At 53.3% G+C, this 18166-nt stretch carries 18 protein-coding genes; 11 read left to right on the top strand and 7 right to left on the bottom strand.

From position 1 onward, the window contains the following. Nucleotides 1-55: 55 nt before the first annotated feature. The 3 genes from araH to araF all read right to left on the bottom strand — a co-directional run bounded on the left by araH (nt 56) and on the right by araF (nt 3632). On the bottom strand, nt 56-1042 hold the full coding sequence (araH, locus tag L6R44_RS00390; protein WP_032641363.1) for an L-arabinose ABC transporter permease AraH: 987 nt from the start codon (nt 1040-1042) through the stop codon (nt 56-58). A 14-nt stretch (nt 1043-1056) separates the two neighbouring features. Next, entirely contained in the window at nt 1057-2571 is a 1515-nt protein-coding gene (araG, locus tag L6R44_RS00385; RefSeq protein WP_237422881.1) for an L-arabinose ABC transporter ATP-binding protein AraG, read from the bottom strand. 71 nt (nt 2572-2642) lie between these two features. Further along, nucleotides 2643-3632, bottom strand: coding sequence for an arabinose ABC transporter substrate-binding protein AraF (araF, locus tag L6R44_RS00380; RefSeq protein WP_008500409.1), 990 nt, complete (start codon nt 3630-3632; stop codon nt 2643-2645). 776 nt (nt 3633-4408) lie between these two features. Here araF and L6R44_RS00375 point away from each other — a divergent pair. Both L6R44_RS00375 and L6R44_RS00370 read left to right on the top strand, forming a co-directional pair. After that, on the top strand, nt 4409-4912 hold the full coding sequence (locus tag L6R44_RS00375; protein WP_032641368.1) for a non-heme ferritin-like protein: 504 nt from the start codon (nt 4409-4411) through the stop codon (nt 4910-4912). A gap of 154 nt (nt 4913-5066) precedes the next feature. Then, complete coding sequence (locus L6R44_RS00370; protein ID WP_237422880.1) at nt 5067-6410, top strand: anaerobic C4-dicarboxylate transporter; 1344 nt, start codon at nt 5067-5069, stop codon at nt 6408-6410. A 42-nt stretch (nt 6411-6452) separates the two neighbouring features. Here the strand turns inward: L6R44_RS00370 and L6R44_RS00365 are convergent, their stop codons facing one another. Next, nucleotides 6453-6704, bottom strand: a complete 252-nt coding sequence (locus L6R44_RS00365) for a DUF2766 family protein (RefSeq protein WP_008500405.1) — start codon at nt 6702-6704, stop codon at nt 6453-6455. A 107-nt stretch (nt 6705-6811) separates the two neighbouring features. After that, the gene (gene azuC, locus L6R44_RS00360) at nt 6812-6895 is read right to left on the bottom strand and encodes a stress response protein AzuC (protein WP_014884364.1); all 84 of its coding nucleotides are present in this window, start codon (nt 6893-6895) and stop codon (nt 6812-6814) included. A 213-nt stretch (nt 6896-7108) separates the two neighbouring features. Between azuC and yecR the strand changes: the two genes are divergently transcribed. The 3 genes from yecR (at nt 7109) to tyrP (ending at nt 9554) form a co-directional block, all read left to right on the top strand. Beyond that, nucleotides 7109-7447 (top strand): YecR family lipoprotein, encoded by a 339-nt coding sequence (yecR, locus tag L6R44_RS00355; RefSeq protein WP_032641373.1) that lies wholly within the window; start codon nt 7109-7111, stop codon nt 7445-7447. A gap of 204 nt (nt 7448-7651) precedes the next feature. After that, nucleotides 7652-8149, top strand: a complete 498-nt coding sequence (gene ftnA / locus L6R44_RS00350; protein ID WP_014884366.1) for a non-heme ferritin — start codon at nt 7652-7654, stop codon at nt 8147-8149. Nucleotides 8150-8342: 193 nt separating this feature from the next. Next, nucleotides 8343-9554: a tyrosine transporter TyrP gene (gene tyrP, locus L6R44_RS00345; RefSeq protein WP_237422879.1), complete on the top strand. Its 1212-nt coding sequence runs from the start codon at nt 8343-8345 to the stop codon at nt 9552-9554. A 32-nt stretch (nt 9555-9586) separates the two neighbouring features. On the opposite strand, the gene L6R44_RS00340 is transcribed toward tyrP, so the two are convergent. Beyond that, nucleotides 9587-10255, bottom strand: a complete 669-nt coding sequence (locus tag L6R44_RS00340; RefSeq protein WP_032641378.1) for a YecA/YgfB family protein — start codon at nt 10253-10255, stop codon at nt 9587-9589. A 413-nt stretch (nt 10256-10668) separates the two neighbouring features. On the opposite strand from L6R44_RS00340, the gene L6R44_RS00335 reads away from it, so the two are divergent. From L6R44_RS00335 to L6R44_RS00315, 5 genes are all read left to right on the top strand, one after another. After that, a complete protein-coding gene (locus L6R44_RS00335) occupies nt 10669-11790 on the top strand; it encodes a branched-chain amino acid ABC transporter substrate-binding protein (RefSeq protein WP_237422878.1) in 1122 nt (373 codons plus the stop codon). 99 nt (nt 11791-11889) lie between these two features. Next, the gene (locus L6R44_RS00330; protein WP_237422877.1) at nt 11890-12804 is read left to right on the top strand and encodes an ABC transporter permease subunit; all 915 of its coding nucleotides are present in this window, start codon (nt 11890-11892) and stop codon (nt 12802-12804) included. A gap of 11 nt (nt 12805-12815) precedes the next feature. Next, nucleotides 12816-14090, top strand: a complete 1275-nt coding sequence (gene livM, locus L6R44_RS00325; RefSeq protein ID WP_237422987.1) for a high-affinity branched-chain amino acid ABC transporter permease LivM — start codon at nt 12816-12818, stop codon at nt 14088-14090. After that, nucleotides 14087-14962, top strand: coding sequence for an ATP-binding cassette domain-containing protein (locus L6R44_RS00320; protein WP_237422876.1), 876 nt, complete (start codon nt 14087-14089; stop codon nt 14960-14962). The genes livM and L6R44_RS00320 overlap by 4 nt, the downstream gene beginning before the upstream one ends. Next, nucleotides 14959-15675 (top strand): ABC transporter ATP-binding protein, encoded by a 717-nt coding sequence (locus L6R44_RS00315; protein ID WP_237422875.1) that lies wholly within the window; start codon nt 14959-14961, stop codon nt 15673-15675. Before L6R44_RS00320 ends, L6R44_RS00315 begins: the two co-directional genes overlap by 4 nt. 343 nt (nt 15676-16018) lie before the next feature. On the opposite strand, the gene L6R44_RS00305 is transcribed toward L6R44_RS00315, so the two are convergent. Continuing rightward, entirely contained in the window at nt 16019-16321 is a 303-nt protein-coding gene (locus L6R44_RS00305) for a hypothetical protein (RefSeq protein WP_237422992.1), read from the bottom strand. Nucleotides 16322-16657: 336 nt separating this feature from the next. Here L6R44_RS00305 and L6R44_RS00300 point away from each other — a divergent pair, with 336 nt between their 5' ends. Next, entirely contained in the window at nt 16658-17764 is a 1107-nt protein-coding gene (locus L6R44_RS00300) for a glycosyltransferase family 4 protein (protein ID WP_237422874.1), read from the top strand. The last annotated feature ends 402 nt before the right edge of the window (nt 17765-18166 follow it).

Genomic DNA, 18166 nt, shown 5'->3' with positions numbered 1-18166 from the left:
CGGTTAAGGGGTCAACTAAGGTTATAAGTTGAGCAATTAATGAGGGGTAAAAAGATCAGACGGTACGCTTCGCTTTTTGCTTGTAACGGTCGAAAATCACCGCTGCCAGCAGGATCAGGCCTCGCACCACGTACTGCGAGAACGGCGAAATATTCAGCAGGTTCATGGCGTTCTCCACCGTCCCTAAAATCAGTATCCCGGCCACCACATATGAGATTTTTCCGATGCCGCCCTTGAGGGAAACGCCCCCTAAAACGCAGGCCGAGATAACGATCAGCTCATAGCCAATTGAGGTCATCGGCTGGCCGCTGGTCATACGCGAGGCCAGAATAATCCCCGCAGCGGCAGAAACCAGCCCTGAGAGCACAAAGATAATAATCTTGGTACGCACCACCGGCACCCCGGCCAGGCGAGCGGCCTCTTCATTACCGCCAATCGCCAGCGTATTACGGCCAAAGGTGGTCCGGTTGAGCAGGAAACCGAACAGGACGAGACAGGCCACGGTCAGCCAGATAGGCGCGGGTAGCCCCAGCCAGTTGGCGTAACCCAGCGTAAAGAAGCGCTCGTCTTCAATTCCCACCGCTTTACCGTCGGAGATGATATAGGCCAGCCCGCGGACAATTTGCATCGTCGCAAGCGTTGTGATCAGGGCGTTGATCTTCAGGCGCGCAATAACAAAACCGTTCACCAGACCGCTGATGACGCCGAGTAACAGACCGGCCAGCACGCCAATCCACAGGCTCTCGGTCATGTTGATCACCACGGCCGTCGTGACGCCCGCGCAGGCAATCACCGACGCCACCGACAGGTCAAAATCGCCGGAGGCGAGGCAGAACAGCATCCCGCAGGCCACCATCCCGGACATGGAAATGGCCAGCCCCAGCCCCTTCATGTTAATGAAGGTGGCAAAATTAGGGACAAAGATCGCGCAGGCAAGGAACAGCGCGGCAAAGACCACCAGCATGCCATACTGATCCCAGATACGCCCAAAACTTAACGCCGACTTCGACTTCGGCGCTCCGGATGTAGTAACAGAGGACATCATTAACTCCTTACTCAGGCGACAGCCTGGCTGACTTTAGGCATGGCGAGGTTCAACGCCTGTTGTTCATTCGCCTGTTCATGAAGTAACTCACCGGCAATTTCGCCTTCACGCATCACCACAATGCGGTCGGCCACGCCAAGCACCTCCGGCAGATCGCTGGAGGCGAAGAGCACCGCCACGCCGCGTTTTGCCAGCTCATAGATCACGTTATAAATCTCGTGTTTTGCCCCCACATCGATACCGCGCGTGGGCTCATCCAGCAAAATGACCTTCATATCCTCTGACAGCCAGCGGCCTAAAATCGCCTTCTGCTGGTTTCCGCCTGACAGGTTCATGATCAGCTGTTGTGGACCCGGCGTTTTAATGTTCAGCGAGCGAATATGGTGGTCGGCGTTGCTCGACTCCCAGCTATCGTTTATCAGGCAGCCTGCGCGAATGAACTTGCGGCGGGCGGAAATATTGATGTTGTCGCGTACCGAATGCACCGGAATAATCCCCTCTGCTTTACGGTCTTCCGGGCAGAGCATCATGCCCGCCCCGATGGCGTGGGCCGGTTTCTGGATATCCACCCGTTCGCCGTCAATGAAGACCTGCCCATCGGTAATGCGGGTACCGCCGAACAGGCCCTTCATCAATTCGCTGCGCCCCGCGCCCACCAGGCCAAACAGGCCGACGATTTCGCCGCTGCGTACGGATAATGAAATCGGCGTTCGCACGCCCGGCGCTTTCACGTTATCCAGGCGCAGGCGTTCAGGCCCGTACGGGCGCGGCTGCCAGTGATAAATATCTCCCAGATCGCGTCCGACCATCGCCTGAACCAGCTGGTCATGGTTAACCTGCTGCATGTCGGTAAAGGTGCGCACATAGCGTCCATCCTTAAACACGGTGATGGCGTCGCTCAGGGCAAATATCTCTTCCATGCGGTGCGAGACGTATAAAATGGTACGCCCTTCCTGACGCAATTCGCGGATCACGCGGAACAGGTTTTCGATCTCACGCTTAGAGAGCGAACTGGTGGGTTCATCGAAGGCAATAATTTTGGCATTACGCGCCAGCGCCTTGGCAATTTCAACCATCTGCCACTGGCCGATGGAGAGATACTTCAGCGGCGTCTGGGGATCGACGTCCAGGCCAAGGTGTTTAAGCTGCAGCCCCGCTTCATAATTAAGTAGCGAACGATTTACCACGCCGCCTTTGTGCGGGAGCTGTCCTAAATAGATGTTTTCCGCCACGGTCATCTCAGGAATAAGGTGCAGCTCCTGATAGATGATGGCAACCCCGGCATTGAGCGCCGCCGTGGTATCGGCAAACGCCATCTCTTCGCCGCGAATGGCCAGCGTGCCGGTCGTTGGCGCGTAGTTGCCGCTGAGGATTTTCAACAGCGTGGATTTTCCCGCGCCGTTCTCCCCCATCAGGGCGTGAACCTGGCCGGGATAGCAGTCGAAGCTGATATCGGTCAGCGCGTTAACGCCGGGGAAGGTTTTACCGATGCCGCGAAAAGAGAGATACGGTAAGGACTGTTGCATAACGACTCCGTGATTCCTGTAGTGTGTACGTCTGGCCCCTCACGGTGCATGAGGGGCACAATCACAGCCTGTTATTTACCGCCGAGTCCTTTTTTCGCCAGCTCCTCTTTGAAGTTGTCGCGGGTAATCAGCACCACGTCGGTCACTTCGGTGAATTTCGGCGGTTCAGCCCCTTTGGTCACCCAGTTGTAGAGCATCTCGCTGGATTTGTAGCCGTGAACGTCCGGGCTCGGCAGCAGGGAGCCGTAGAAGCCGGTGGCCTGCGCTTTGGACAGCTCGCTAACGGCGTCAACGCCGTTGATGCCGATGCCGATCACGTCAGGCGCCTTGAAGCCCTGACCTTCCGTCGCGCGTACCCCGCCCAGCACGGTGTTATCGTTCATACCGACCACCAGCCAGTGCTTCACTTCCGGATGCTGAACCAGCATGGAGTTCGCGGCGTCAAATGCCCCCGGGATATCGTTGGATTTGGTCGGGACTTTGTAGATCTGTTTTTCCGGGAAGCCCGCTGCTTTCAGCGCGTCCATTGAGCCCGTCGTGCGACGACGCGCGGTGTCCAGCTCATCGGCGGTAATGGCCATGACGGCGGTCTCTTTTACGTCCCAGCCGCGTTTCTGCATCTCTTTGTAAAGTTCCTGGCCCTGACGTTCACCAATTTTGGTCGCCGCCATCATGACCAGCGGAACGCTGTCCATTGGTTTGCCTTTGGCGTTGACGAACTGATCGTCAACGGCAATCACCTTCATATCGTAACCGCGGGCCTTCGCCGCAATGGCTGAGCCAAGCTTGGGATCCGGGGTACAGATAACGAAGCCTTTCGCGCCGCTGGCCGCCAGGCTGTCGATGGCGTTCAGGGTTTTCTCACCGTCAGGCACGGCGATTTTAATGACTTCAAAACCTAAATCTTTCCCGGCCTTATCGGCGAATTTCCACTCGGTCTGGAACCAGGGCTCTTCAGGCTGTTTTACCAAAAAACCGAGTTTTAAATTCTCAGCGATAGCGGATTGTGACATAACGGCAGCCAGACCGATGGCCGCCAGCGCTTTAGTAAATTTGTGCATGGTAAACTCCAGCTTTAGCATTCTTTTCTGTAGGGAATAGGTGCGTGCTTCTTATTTAATCGGACTTAAAACAAGGCATTAGCGCTTACCTCGTCATAAGCGTTATTGCTGGTGATAGTTTTAGCGGGAAATTAATCATCCATAAGAGAGCGCCATCACACCGCAGAATTACAGTAATTGCGTACATAAATTCAGCGAAAAATGACATAAAAAAGGCAGGATTTGTCAGACAAATGAAAGGGGGTTAAGCAGAATTATCCATAAGATTAGCTAAGATATCCCTGATGCCCTTCAGAAGGCAAAACGGCAGCTGGGGATAAACGGTTTTTCATCAAGAATCTCTAACCTTCCTGAAAAACGTTATTCCGAGGAATTTGATTTAGCGCAATTTTATTGTCACATCATATATTCAAAATGATTAATCCGTATTTCTTCTTTTTACCGAGCATTATTCCAACATACTTTCGCCTAAAGAGAAACGATGCACCGACACAACAAAACAACAAATATATCAATAGTTTAATAAAATTGAATTCATGGCAAGCTTATTAAATTTGTGTACTATATTAAAGTTTGTAATGTATGGTAAACACAGCCCAATTAAGAGTTTTCTTAGACCAAAGACAAGGGTATGCTTATTTATATCGAACACAGGAAGTGTATTTCGGTCGACTTAAGTCACGGCAGAATGTCTATTTCTGCTCTTTTCTTCGCATTTGCCTGGCGCTCAGGTTTAGCAACGGACATCACGTCCCACGGTCAATAAGGATATGAGTATGGCTACCCAAACGATGATGCAAAAACTTAACGCGCAGATGAACCTTGAGTTCTACGCCTCGAATCTGCACCTGCACCTAAGTGCGTGGTGTGCCGAGAACAGCCTCACGGGGTCTGCGACATTCTTTCGCTCGCAGGCGCAAAGTAACGTCACCCACATGATGCGCGTCTTTAACTTCCTGAAAGCCGCAGGGGCAAACCCGGTCGTTAAAGCGCTTGATGGGATCAACGAGAACTACTCTTGCCTGGAAGAACTGTTTCAGAAAACGCTTGAGGAGTATGAACAACGCTGCAGCACCCTCAGCAAACTGGCCGACGAAGCCAAAGCGCAGCAGGACATTGCAACGCTCAAATTCCTGCGCGACATGGATAAAGAGCAGCAGCAGGACGGCATGCTGCTGAAGACGCTTGCGGATGAGATCCGCAATGCGCAGAAAGCGGGTTTATGTCCCGAGCAAACCGACCGTCATCTGCTCGACATCGTCACAGTCCAGCATCACTGACGCTTTTGACCTGCTCCCGTTCGGAGCAGGTCCCCCTCCCCGCTCCAACCTCCTGCTTTTGCTGAAATTTAACAAATCAGATCTGGCTCCCAATGATTAACCACACAACGTGTGATGATTTATTTAGTTACATAATCATTGACGAGGGAGCATCATGATCACCATTGAGTTTGTTGTCATTCTCCTCTGCCTGCTGACGGGTACGCGTTTCGGCGGTATGGGGCTTGGGTTAATCAGCGGCATTGGCCTTTTTATTTTATGTTTTGTCTTTGGCCTACAGCCCGGTAAGCCGCCGGTTGACGTTATGCTAACCATCCTTGCGGTGATTGGCTGCGCGGCTACGCTGCAGACCGCGGGCGGTCTTAACGTCATGATGCAGTTTGCCGAACGTCTGCTGCGCAAACACCCGCAGCACATCACCCTGCTCGCCCCTTTCACCACCTGGATGCTGACCTTTCTGTGCGGCACCGGACACGTGGTCTACACCATGTTCCCCATCATTGCGGATATCGCCCTCAAGAAAGGGATCCGCCCCGAGCGCCCGATGGCCGTGGCATCCGTGGCATCACAGATGGCGATTACGGCATCCCCCGTTTCCGTAGCCGTCGTGTCGCTGGTCTCCATCCTGGCGGCCCAGCATGGGATCGGCCACGCGTGGGGGATCCTGGAAATCCTCGCCGTGTCGGTTCCCGCGTCACTGTTCGGCGTGGCCGTTGCGGCCCTGTGGAGCTTACGTCGAGGGAAAGATCTGGCTGACGATCTTGAGTTTCAGGAAAAATTAAAAGATCCAAAGCAGCGCGAGTTTATCTACGGCGGAACGGAGACGTTAATGAATCAGCGTTTCCCTAAGCAGGCCTACTGGTCCACGTGGATTTTCTTTGCCGGTATTGCCGTGGTCGTTCTGCTGGGGGCATTTCCTGAACTGCGCCCTGCCTTTGAGCTGAAAGGCAAAATGACGGCGCTGTCGATGAACCTTGTCATTCAGATGATGATGCTCATTGCGGGCGCCGTGATGCTGATGGCCTGTAAGGTAAATGCGTCCGCGATTTCTAACGGCGCGGTGTTCAAGGCCGGTATGGTTGCGATCTTCTCGGTGTTCGGCGTGGCGTGGATGAGCGACACCTTTTTCCAGGCACATCTCGACGAGTTAAAGCTGGCGCTGGAAGGCGTGGTGAAAAGCCATCCGTGGACCTATGCGATTGTGCTGTTTTTGGTGTCAAAACTGGTGAACAGCCAGGCGGCTGCGCTAACGGCCGTTGCGCCTATGGGCCTCATGCTGGGCATCGACCCGAAAATGCTGATCGCCTTTTTCCCGGCGTCTTACGGCTATTTTGTCCTGCCAACCTATCCCAGCGATTTGGCCTGCATCGGCTTTGACCGTTCAGGCACGACCCGCATCGGCAAATTTATCATCAACCACAGCTTTATTCTGCCTGGGATAATTGGGGTAAGCTGCGCGTGTGCGGCAAGCTACCTGCTGGTACAGACGTTCTTCTAACCGCATCAACGGGCGACACGTGCCGTCGCCCCTTTCCCTGCTTTAGTGCGACTCGCCCTGCGGCGTGAATCGCAGTTCAATCAGCGCGATGGCTTTCTGAATCGCACGAAGCGTAACCGGATCGGCAGCAGCAGGATGGCTGGCGAAATCGATATTTTTCAGCTGCGTAGACATTTTCTCGCGCACTTCAACCGGCGCAATCACGTCCAGGACGTCAAGGATTTGTTTGATAACCAGCTGGCAGGCGACAACGTCAGAGACCAGTTCCTGATCGGCGCTCAGGTTTTGTGACATGGGGCTTTCTCCTTATTTAAAGGCCGCCATAGTATCAAAACACGCCCCCTGACATCTTCCCTTCATCGCCTGCAGGCACAAAAAAACCTGCCGAAGCAGGTTTTTTATCAGAACATGGCGCCCGGCGGCACGTCTTTGAAGGTACGGCAGTAATTGGCCCACATACTTTTCAGGATCTTGCGCAGTTTCACGATGATGCTCCATTAACTTGTTATACAACTTTATAATCAACGTGCTTATAATATGACCATCATCACAAAAATCAATCCTTTTGTGATATGCATCACAAATTTTCACGGGCGTGACCCGTTGCAAAGAGTGAGGGCAGATTGTCCGGCTATTCCAGCCATTGCGGCGGGCATCTGCGGGTACGATAGCGTATTTCCATCCACTCAGAGCGAACCATGAAAAGAGTCATTGTAGCCGGCACACTCCTGCTGCTCGCGGGGTGCAGCATTAACCGCCAGGCTGAAATCAGCAGTCTCGATGCGCCGAACGGCATCGTCCGCCTCGACTACGGCCAGGCAGCGCTGCAAAATGCGCATTCCGATGAGTATGTGAATAACGGCACGGCGGCAAAAGCGTGTCAGAGCATGGGGTATGCCACTGCCTCAGCCTATGGCCAGCCCATTAAAACCTGCACCCTGACGAGCGGCTCGCTGTGCCTGAACGAGAGCGTAACTATCCAGTATAAATGTATGGGTTACGCCGTTAATCCTAAGTCAAATAATCCGTGGTATTAATTCATTCTGCCGGCATGGGCTGGCAGTTTATTTGATTACGAAAAGAAACAATTCTCATTAATAATTTATAAAAATCGCCAATGCGTTTTATTCCCATTCGTATTTTAAATTAATAAAATAAAAATTTTACGTTTTGCAAATAATTAAATAACAAATTATAGTGTCGCTCATTGTGAACCAGAAATAATAACCCGGAGCGTCACCATGCTGAAAACCGAAATGATCGACAAGCTCAACGCGCAAATGAATCTTGAGCTTTTTTCATCCCTGCTCTACCAGCAGATGAGCGCCTGGTGCAGCTACCACAGCTTTGAGGGTGCGGCCGCGTTCCTGCGTCGCCATGCGCAGGAAGAGATGACCCACATGCAGCGCCTGTTTGACTATCTGACCGACACCGGCAGCCTGCCGCGCATTGAAACCGTTGCCTCGCCTTTTGCCGAGTATAATTCTCTCGATGAGCTGTTCCGCGCGACCTACGAGCACGAGCAGCTGATCACCCAGAAAATTAACGAACTGGTTCATGCGGCAATGACCAGCCAGGATTATCCAACCTTTAATTTCCTGCAATGGTACGTGGCAGAACAGCACGAAGAAGAGAAGCTGTTTAAATCCGTGCTGGATAAATTATCTCTGGTGGGTAAATCCGGCGAGGGCCTCTACTTTATTGATAAAGAACTTTCCACTCTGGATACGCAGAATTAATATTAATGCGGTGCCGGATTCCGGCACCGCGTTTATTTACCTATATCCCCTCATCAACTCCCCCCGCTTTTTAACAGCGTGACACGTAAACTTTTCATTACACCACTTGTAACGGTGATTTGACGAGTTACGGCTTTTCCCTTACTCTGCGCCGCAGATTTTGTCGCGGTTAAGCATTGTTGTAGAGGAAAGCGTGAAAAACAGAACCCTGGGAAGTATTTTTATCGTTGCCGGAACGACGATTGGCGCAGGAATGCTGGCCATGCCTCTGGCCGCCGCGGGCGTAGGATTTGGGACGACCCTGCTGCTGCTGGGCACGCTCTGGGCGCTGATGTGTTACACCGCCCTGCTGCTGCTTGAGGTTTACCAGCACGTGCCCGCCGACACCGGTCTGGGTTCCCTTGCGGCGCGCTACCTCGGACGCTACGGCCAGTGGATAACCGGCTTCAGCATGATGTTCCTGATGTACGCCCTGACCGCCGCCTATATCAGCGGCGCCGGGGAGCTCATCGCCTCCAGCGTCAACGACTGGTTTGGATCTGACATTACCCCGGCGACGGGGGCTATCTTCTTTGCGCTCATCGGCGGCGGCGTGGTCTGCGCGGGGACATCGCTGGTCGATCTGTTCAATCGTTTCCTCTTTAGCGCCAAAATCCTCTTCCTGATTATCATGCTGGTCCTGCTGGCGCCGCACGTGCACAAGGTGAACCTGCTGACGCTGCCGCTGGAACAAGGGCTGGCGCTTTCCGCAATCCCGGTTATTTTCACCTCGTTTGGCTTCCACGGCAGCGTGCCGAGCATCGTTAGCTATATGAACGGCGATATTCGCAAGCTGCGCCGCGTCTTTGTTATCGGCAGCGCGATCCCGCTGATCGCCTATATTTTCTGGCAGCTGGTGACGCTGGGCAGCATAGATTCATCAACCTTTATTGGGCTGATGGCGCAGCACGCTGGCCTGAACGGTTTTCTGCTGGCACTGCGCGAGGTTGTCACCTCGCCGCACGTGGAGCTGGCGGTGCACCTGTTTGCCGACCTGGCGCTGGCGACCTCGTTCCTGGGCGTGGCGCTTGGCCTGTTTGATTACCTGGCTGACCTGTTCCAGCGTCGCAATACCGCGGCTGGCCGCCTGCAGACGGGCGCGCTCACTTTCCTGCCGCCGCTGGCCTTTGCGCTGTTTTACCCACGCGGGTTTGTAATGGCGCTGGGCTATGCGGGTGTGGCGCTGTCGATCCTTGCCCTCCTCCTCCCTTCCCTGCTGGCATGGAAGAGCCGCCAGCAGCACCCCCAGCAGGGATACCGCGTAGCGGGCGGAAAACCGCTGCTGTGCGTTGTGTTTGCCTGTGGCGTCGTGATTATTCTGGTGCAGGTGCTGATTGCAGCCGGAATGCTGCCGGAAGTGGGTTAACAAAAAAGGGGCTGTCATCAGCCCCTATTTTATCAGTGCAAACAGCAGCTCTTAAACTTCTTCCCGCTGCCGCAAGGACACGGATCGTTACGCCCGACCTTCGTGCCGTTCACAATCGGCTTCTTCGCTTCCGGCTGCTGCGGATTATTAACCCAGTATTGATAGAGACGCAGCGCCGCAGGCTGGATGCTCTCGATGCTGGCGATATACTCTTCTTCGGACAGTTCATCCAGCTTTTCGCTGTTCTCCTCCGTCCCGTGCAGCGCAATCACCTCAAGATCGCCCTGCAGCGCTTCAGGCAACGTTGACCAGTCCGTCAGCGCCACGCCGCGCATATAGCCATAGCACCACTCTTCGACCACGGTATAGCTCTCACCGTCAACGTCGTTATAACCGAACATCGGTTCAAACTGATCCGGGTACTCGCTCAGGCGCTCGGCAATATCATTCATGTGCTTAAAGCAGAGATCGATAAAACGGTTCATCTCGCGATCGTTTTTCCAGCGCGGAATGTACTTCTCGCCACCCCACACCGCCACCAGCCAGGCATCTGGCTCAACGACAACAGGACCGGAAAGCACTGCGGTAAGCATGCCGTCCAGTTCGGACACGTCAATCACGGACGCGTCATCATGACCGTAAGACATTAACGTCTCTTCAAGCCACGCCATTTCGCTTTCATTCAATGGGCCTTCAGTCATCGCTGACACTCCTGCAAAAAAGGAAAAGATCCTATCACATATCTGACGCCTCTCCGGGCTGAAGTTTAGGTCTTTATTGCTGCAAAAGTGTGCAAATCGTGAGTCTTGCACAACTTGTGGGCTTTGTTGTTAACGATATGTGATCTCCGCTGTAATTTCTTCTCCTGCCGCAGGGCGGTATAGCGCGGCGCTCTATACTCAAACATGTCATAACCCCGTCAAGGGGTTACCGTTCTGGCAACGTTTTTGCTTGCTGTTCTTCGCGCGACGCTGCGCATGGAAACCTCGCCGTATCATGCAGGATGCCGTTCGTTTAGTGCATTTTGTTCTTGCTCGTGTTTCGGATTGGCTGCGCCGTCGGGCGTTAGGGTTTACGCCGTGGTGCAAAAACCTCTTTGCTAAGGAACATAATAATGTCGCTGAAATTTATCAGAACTCCGCTCTCTCTTGTGTTGGCCGGTTGCCTGGTGACGGCGTTTTCCGCCCGGGCAGATATCGTGATTGGCGTGGCCGGGCCGTTCACCGGCCCGAATGCCACCTATGGCGATCAGTACTGGCACGGCGCAACGCAGGCTGCTGATGACATCAATGCCGCTGGCGGCATTAACGGTGAGAAAATCAAGCTGGTTCAGGGGGATGACGCCTGCGAGCCTAAGCAGGCCGTCGCCGTCGCCAACCGTTTAGTTGACCAGGATAAAGTTAACGCCGTGGTCGGCCATTTCTGCTCCTCTTCCACCATGCCCGCCTCCGAGGTGTATAGCGACGCGGGCATCATTGCGATCACCCCCGGATCAACTAACCCGCAGATCACCGAACGCGGCATGAGCGATATGTTCCGCATGTGCGGACGCGACGACCAGCAGGGGCAGGTTGCCAGCGACTTCATCATCGACAAGCTGAAAGCCAAACGCGTGGTCATCATTCACGATAAAGACACCTACGGTCAGGGTCTGGCAGACGCCACCAAAGCGGCGCTGGCGAAGCGCGGGGTTCAGGATGTGATGTATGAAGGCCTGTCCCGCGGTGAAAAAGACTTTAACGCGCTGGTGACGAAAATCGGCGCGCAAAAACCGGACGTCGTGTTCTTCGGCGGCTGTCATCCGGAAGCCGGTCCGCTGGTACGCCAGATGCGTGAACAGGGCGTTCAGGCCAAATTCTTCTCCGGCGACTGTATCGTTAACGAGGAGATGGTGACCGCCGCGGGCGGTCCGCAATACACCAACGGCATTTACATGACCTTCGGTAAAGATCCGCGCCTGATCCCGGACGGAAAAGCGGTTATCGAGAAATTCCGCGCCGGTAAATTCGAGCCGGAAGGCTACACCCTCTACTCCTATGCCTCCGTACAGGCGATTGCTGCGGCCTTCAAGGCCACCGGCGGCAAGGATTCAGCCAAGGCCAGCGAGTGGCTGAAAGCCAATTCCGTCGACACCGTGATGGGCAAAAAAGCCTGGGACAGCAAGGGTGACCTGAAGGTGTCTGACTACGTGGTGTACCAGTGGGACGACAAAGGAAAATATAAGGAAGTGCAGTAACGGGACGGAGTCACGCTCAACGTCGGCGGGCCTGCCCGTCGGCGCGTAATAAACATCAGGCTGCGCGGGCCGCGCAGCCTATAAAACGAGCGCGCTAAAATGAGTACATTCTTCCTGCAACAGTTAATCAACGGCTTAACGCTGGGCTCCGTCTACGGCCTCATCGCCATCGGCTACACCATGGTGTACGGCATTATCGGGATGATTAATTTCGCCCACGGCGAAGTGTATATGATTTCCGCCTATCTCTGCGCCATCGGCCTGGCGCTGCTCTCTTTCTTCGGCCTGCAGTCGTTCCCGCTGCTGATCCTCGGGACGCTGGCGTTCACCATTGTGGTTACCGGAGTGTACGGCTGGACCATCGAGCGGATCGCCTACAGGCCGCTGCGCAACTCCACGCGCCTGGCGCCGCTGATCTCCGCCATTGGGATGTCGCTTATCCTGCAAAACTACGCCCAGCTGAGCCAGGGTCCGCGTCAGCAGGGGGTGCCGACCATGCTGGACGGCGTGCTGCGCCTGCACCTGGGCGATGGGTTCGTGCAGATAACCTATACCAAAGTGTTTATCCTTGTCGCCTCGTTTGCCGGCATGCTGGTGCTCACCTGGATAATCAACCGCACCCGGCTGGGGCGAATGTGCCGCGCGGTCCAGCAGGATCGTAAGATGGCCTCCATTCTGGGCATTAACACCGACCGGATTATTTCGCTGGTCTTTGTCATCGGCGCGGCGATGGCCGGCCTGGCGGGTGTGCTCATCACCATGAACTATGGCACCTTTGATTTCTACGTCGGGTTTGTGATCGGCATTAAAGCCTTTACGGCGGCGGTGCTCGGCGGCATCGGCTCCCTGCCCGGCGCCATGCTCGGTGGCCTTATTCTGGGCGTGGCGGAAGCCCAGTTCTCGGGCATGGTGAACTCGGACTATAAAGACGTCTTCTCGTTCGGCCTGCTGGTCATGATCCTGATTTTCCGCCCCCAGGGACTGCTCGGGCGCCCGACTGTGGCCAAGGTGTGAGGGAGAGAATGATGACATCACACGGTTTTTCGCTGAAGCGCTGCATGCTGGACGCCATCTTCTCCGGCCTGATTGCGCTGATTATCTTCGGCCCGATTGCGGGCGTGGTGCTGGACGGATACAGCTTTACCTTCGCCGGACGGCGCCTCGCCTGGATCGTCGGCATCGTCATGCTCGGGCGTTTTCTGCTGAGCGCCTTTTTAGGTACCGCCGCGGGCGCCCGTTTCCAGGCACGCTTCGAAGCCGATAGCGCAGGCGTCTACGTCCGGCCAGCGGATTACAAAAGCCGCATGCGCTGGATTATTCCTCTGGTGATTGCTCTTGCGATTTGCTTCCCGTTTGTCGCCACTAAGTATGTGCTGACCGTCGCCATTCTCGGGCTGATCTACGTGCTTCTCGGTCTGGGGCTAAATATCGTCGTGGGGCTGGCCGGTCTGCTGGACCTGGGGTATGTCGCGTTCTATGCAATCGGGGCATACGGTCTGGCGCTGGGATACCAGTATCTCGGCTTAGGCTTCTGGAGCATGCTGCCGCTGGCGGCAATCATGGCCGCCGCAGCTGGCGCCCTGCTGGGCTTTCCGGTGCTGCGCATGCACGGCGACTACCTGGCCATCGTCACCCTCGGATTCGGGGAGATTATTCGTCTGATACTGAACAACTGGCTGACCTTCACCGGCGGCCCCAACGGCGTGTCGGCCCCTCCCCCTACCTTTTTCGGGCTGGAATTTGGGCGACGGGCGAAAGAAGGCGGCGTGCCTTTTCACGAATTTTTCCACCTGACCTACAACCCGAACATGAAGTTTATCTTCATCTACGCAGTGCTGTTCCTGGTGGTGATGCTGGTGCTCTACATCAAGCACCGCCTGACGCGAATGCCGATTGGCCGGGCGTGGGAAGCCCTGCGTGAAGACGAAATTGCCTGCCGCTCGATGGGGTTGAACCACGTGCTGGTTAAGCTTTCCGCCTTTACGCTGGGCGCCTCGACCGCGGGCATTGCGGGAGTGTTCTTCGCCACCTATCAGGGGTTCGTGAATCCAACCTCTTTTACCTTCTTTGAATCGGCCCTGATCCTCGCCATTGTGGTGCTGGGCGGTATGGGCTCGACGCTGGGCGTGGTGCTGGCCGCCTTTGTGCTGACGGTCACGCCGGAACTGCTGCGCAGTTTTGCCGAATATCGCGTCCTGCTGTTTGGCATGCTGATGGTGGTGATGATGATCTGGCGTCCACGCGGTTTGATCCGCATTAACCGCAGCGGGTTTGCCGTGCGTAAGGGCGTCGCGCCATGAACGGAACGATATTACGCGTTGAGCATCTGATGATGCACTTCGGGGGGATTAAGGCGCTAAACGACGTCAACCTGGACGTGCAGCGCGGATCTATTACCGCCCTGATTGGGCCAAACGGCGCGGGCAAAACCACCGTGTTTAACTGCCTGACGGGCTTCTACAGAGCCTCCGGCGGCAATATTTTATTTAATACCCGCCATAAAACGACCAACGTTATTCAGGTCCTCGGGCAAAAATTTCAGCCGGGCGACTGGATTAACCCCGCGCAGTTCGGGCAGCGTCTGTTCTACAAAATGTTTGGTGGAACGCATCTGGTGAACCGCGCCGGGCTGGCGCGCACGTTTCAAAATATCCGTCTTTTTCGCGAGATGTCGGTGGTGGAAAACCTGCTGGTCGCGCAGCATATGCGCGTTAACCGCAATCTGCTCTCCGGGATCCTGAATACGCCATCCTACCGGCGAGCGGAAAGCGACGCCCTGGACAGAGCCTTCTACTGGCTGGAAGTGGTGGATCTGGTGGAGTGCGCCAATCGCCTGGCGGGCGAGATGTCGTACGGCCAGCAGCGGCGTCTGGAAATTGCGCGAGCAATGTGCACCGGGCCAGAAATGATCTGTCTGGATGAACCCGCCGCCGGGCTGAACCCGGTTGAAACGCATAAGTTGAGCGGCATCATTCGTTTTCTGCGGGACCATCATGACATTACGGTGTTACTGATCGAGCATGACATGGGGATGGTGATGGAGATTTCGGACGACATTATCGTGCTCGACCACGGCGATGTGATTTCCAGAGGAAAACCCGAAGAGATCCAGCATGATGAGAAGGTCATTGCCGCCTACCTGGGCACGGATGAAAGCGAGGTCACACTATGAACGAACCGCTGCTGGCATTTCGCGAGGTGGATGTGTTTTACGGCGTGATTCAGGCGCTGAAGCAGGTTTCCCTCGAGGTCAATAAGGGTGAAACCGTAGCGCTGATTGGCGCAAACGGCGCGGGTAAATCGACGTTGCTGATGTCCATCTTTGGCCAGCCGCGGATTCGCAACGGGCAGATCCTTTTCGGTGGTGAAGACATCAGCCATCGGTCCACCCATTACGTCGCGTCCGGCGGCATTGCGCAGGCCCCGGAAGGCAGACGCATCTTCCCGGATATGACCGTTGAAGAGAACCTGCTGATGGGGACCATCCCGATTGGCAATCAGTTTGCGACCGAAGATATGCAAACGATGTTCGACCTGTTCCCTCGCCTCAAGGAGCGGCGCAGGCAGCGCGCCATGACCCTGTCCGGCGGAGAACAGCAGATGCTGGCGATCGCCCGGGCGCTGATGAGCCGTCCGAAGCTGCTCCTGCTGGATGAACCGAGTCTGGGCTTAGCGCCGATAGTGGTGAAGCAGATCTTCCAGACGCTGCGCGAGCTGGCCCGCAACGGCATGACTATCTTTCTGGTGGAGCAGAATGCGCATCACGCGCTGAAGCTTTCCGATCGCGGTTACGTGATGGTGAACGGGCAGATCCGCCTGAGCGGCAGCGGCGAGGAGCTGCTGGGGAATCAGGAGGTGAGGAAGGCGTATTTGGGCGGGGTGTGACTGGCGAAGTTTCAGGCACAAAAAACTATTCGGCGAAAATTGATTTTCACCCATCTATTCCTCAGCACCACTGAGTTTTATTGCGTTCAATTGCGTTGACCCGATCGCATTTCGCTTGCGTCAACTTCATGCCCTACACCACCGACTAACATCAACCGTTGTGGCCCCACGGCAAAACATCCAGATTCCAACACCATCTTTCTTCGCCGTCGTTTGGTTCCCTTCCTTCTTGTCCAGGTGCTGGCCAAAGATCACAGAGACAGACGCACTAGCCAATATTAGTCCCAAAACAGCAGAATTTGATTTCGCTCTGTTATTCACGATTGGATGTCCGTTTCCTCCATCACACGCAGCCCCCTGCAACAACCTCGTCGGCCCGAACGATGTTATAGGTCTCTGAACGGCTGAGATTTTCAATCGCTGCCCGTGTTCGTTGGCGATCTAACATCAAATGCTCTGCAGAAGCATGGCGATCTGCCTTAACCTTCGCCCAACGGTCTAGCCAACCTAAAACCGCTAACAGAAATCCTAATTTGGCAGGAACCAGGCAGGTTAAATTCAACGTTGTATTTCCGAGATAATCAGCAATTGCTGTGATGGCGATACAAAACCATGACAACCAGATGGTTTGTGGATTTAGCCTCACGCCTTACCCCTGTGGAGCCTACTGTAGATAACAGTGAGGGTACTGCCGTCATACGGTCGGAATCCTAATCCTATAGAGAGGGTCGCTTCAAAAACTTACAAATGTTAAACTCTTGCGAATCTGAAACAACCCAACTACTCATATGCTTAAGCTGACAACGACTCTCTCTCTCTGCTGTTTGACCTTCTGGTGGCGTGGTAGTACGCAACAATGTGGTAAGTGCACGTTACGGCGCTCTTTCACATGTTGCAGTTGATTAATTAATATTCGAACAACTGGATGAGCTATGTTACAAACCACCATTTTCTGCCAATGTACGATATAGGAAAAGGCATCATGAAGACGGAAGGCAAAATTAAAATTGCACATGTCGTTGTAGCATCGGAACTTGCTGGAGCGCAACAGATAATACTGGATATACTAAGTAATATAAACAATGATAACATAGAGAAATATGTTGTTTGTGGTGAACTTCACGATGGTAGCAAAGATTTTATTACGTCTTTTGAAAATGCAAACGTTTCAATAATATCAGTCCCAGAACTGAAAAGAAATATAGGAAGATCTGATATAAATGCATTTTCAAAATTGTATAAAATATTTAAAGAGCATAAATTTGACATAGTTCACACTAACTCAACAAAGCCTGCGATAGTAGCAAGAACAGCTGCTAAATTAGCGGGTGTAAAAAATGTTATACATACTGTCCATGGTATTGCCTTCCACAAAAAGGTCCCATTCCCGTTGCGTGTAATATATTGGGCTATCGAGTATTTTTCAGCTTTTTTCGGAAATTACAACGTTTCAGTCAATAAATTTTACAAGCGTTTCTACCCTTTTATTAACACACCTGTAATTCATAATGGAATTAACTTTAACAAGTTCAATTTCAATAAAAATCAACATGACTTCATAAATCTAGCTTTTATGGCAAGGTTAGATGAACAAAAAAACCCATTAGAATTTTTGAATGCTGCCAAGTTAGTAAAACAAAAATATGGTGGAAGCAGAAAAATTAAGTTTACGTTAGCAGGTGATGGTCCTTTAATGAAGGATTGCGTTCAATTTATAAATTCAAATGATATGAAAGACTACGTTGATGTCAAGGGATGGGTAAGAGACAAGAGTGATTTTTATAATAGTGTCGATATCCTTTGCCAGCCATCTAATTGGGAAGCATTTGGCCTTGTTTTTGTAGAGGCTGCGTACTTTGAAATACCATCTATAGGTAAGGCTGTTGAGGGTGTTCCTGAGGTTATAGAGTCATCGATAACTGGTTATACTTATAACGGAGGCGCTGAAGAGTTGAGCAACATAATGATTAAATACATTGAATCTCCTCAACTCATTAAAGATCATGGGGTTGCGGCAAGGAAGAACGCATTAGAAAAGTTTTCTCTAGACATTATGGTTGATAAATACAAAAAACTTTATGGCCTCTAGTTTATATACTTGAATTTATGAAGCGCCCATTCATAGTAGAGTGGGCGTTGAATTACACAGTCAAAGTTCTAAACGATACTGCTCAGATCCTAATGGACCGTATGTTCTCTTAATCATTCTGTTATCTCCCTGCTCTCCAGCATTTATGTGATTACCGCCCAAAGCAGGATTTGCAACAATTGCAACGGTCGACTCAGATAGCAATTGCCTATGAGTCAACACAGTCTTTATTGAATTTGAACCCCCGGGAATTGTGAGTATGCCCTCTAGCCCCTCTGCGAGAGTCGGACTGTTGATATTTAATTTTTTCCCCGGAAGCAATAAACGCACCACCAGTAATTGAGCAACCTTCAAGAGATGCAGAACTACTCCCTGACAGATTGTTTAGACACACTCGTGATG

The organism is Enterobacter cloacae complex sp. ECC445, from assembly GCF_021892025.1.
Classification (GTDB): domain Bacteria; phylum Pseudomonadota; class Gammaproteobacteria; order Enterobacterales; family Enterobacteriaceae; genus Enterobacter; species Enterobacter chengduensis.
Note: the sequence above shows the minus strand (reverse complement) of the source record. Positions and strands in the feature narration are given on the sequence as shown.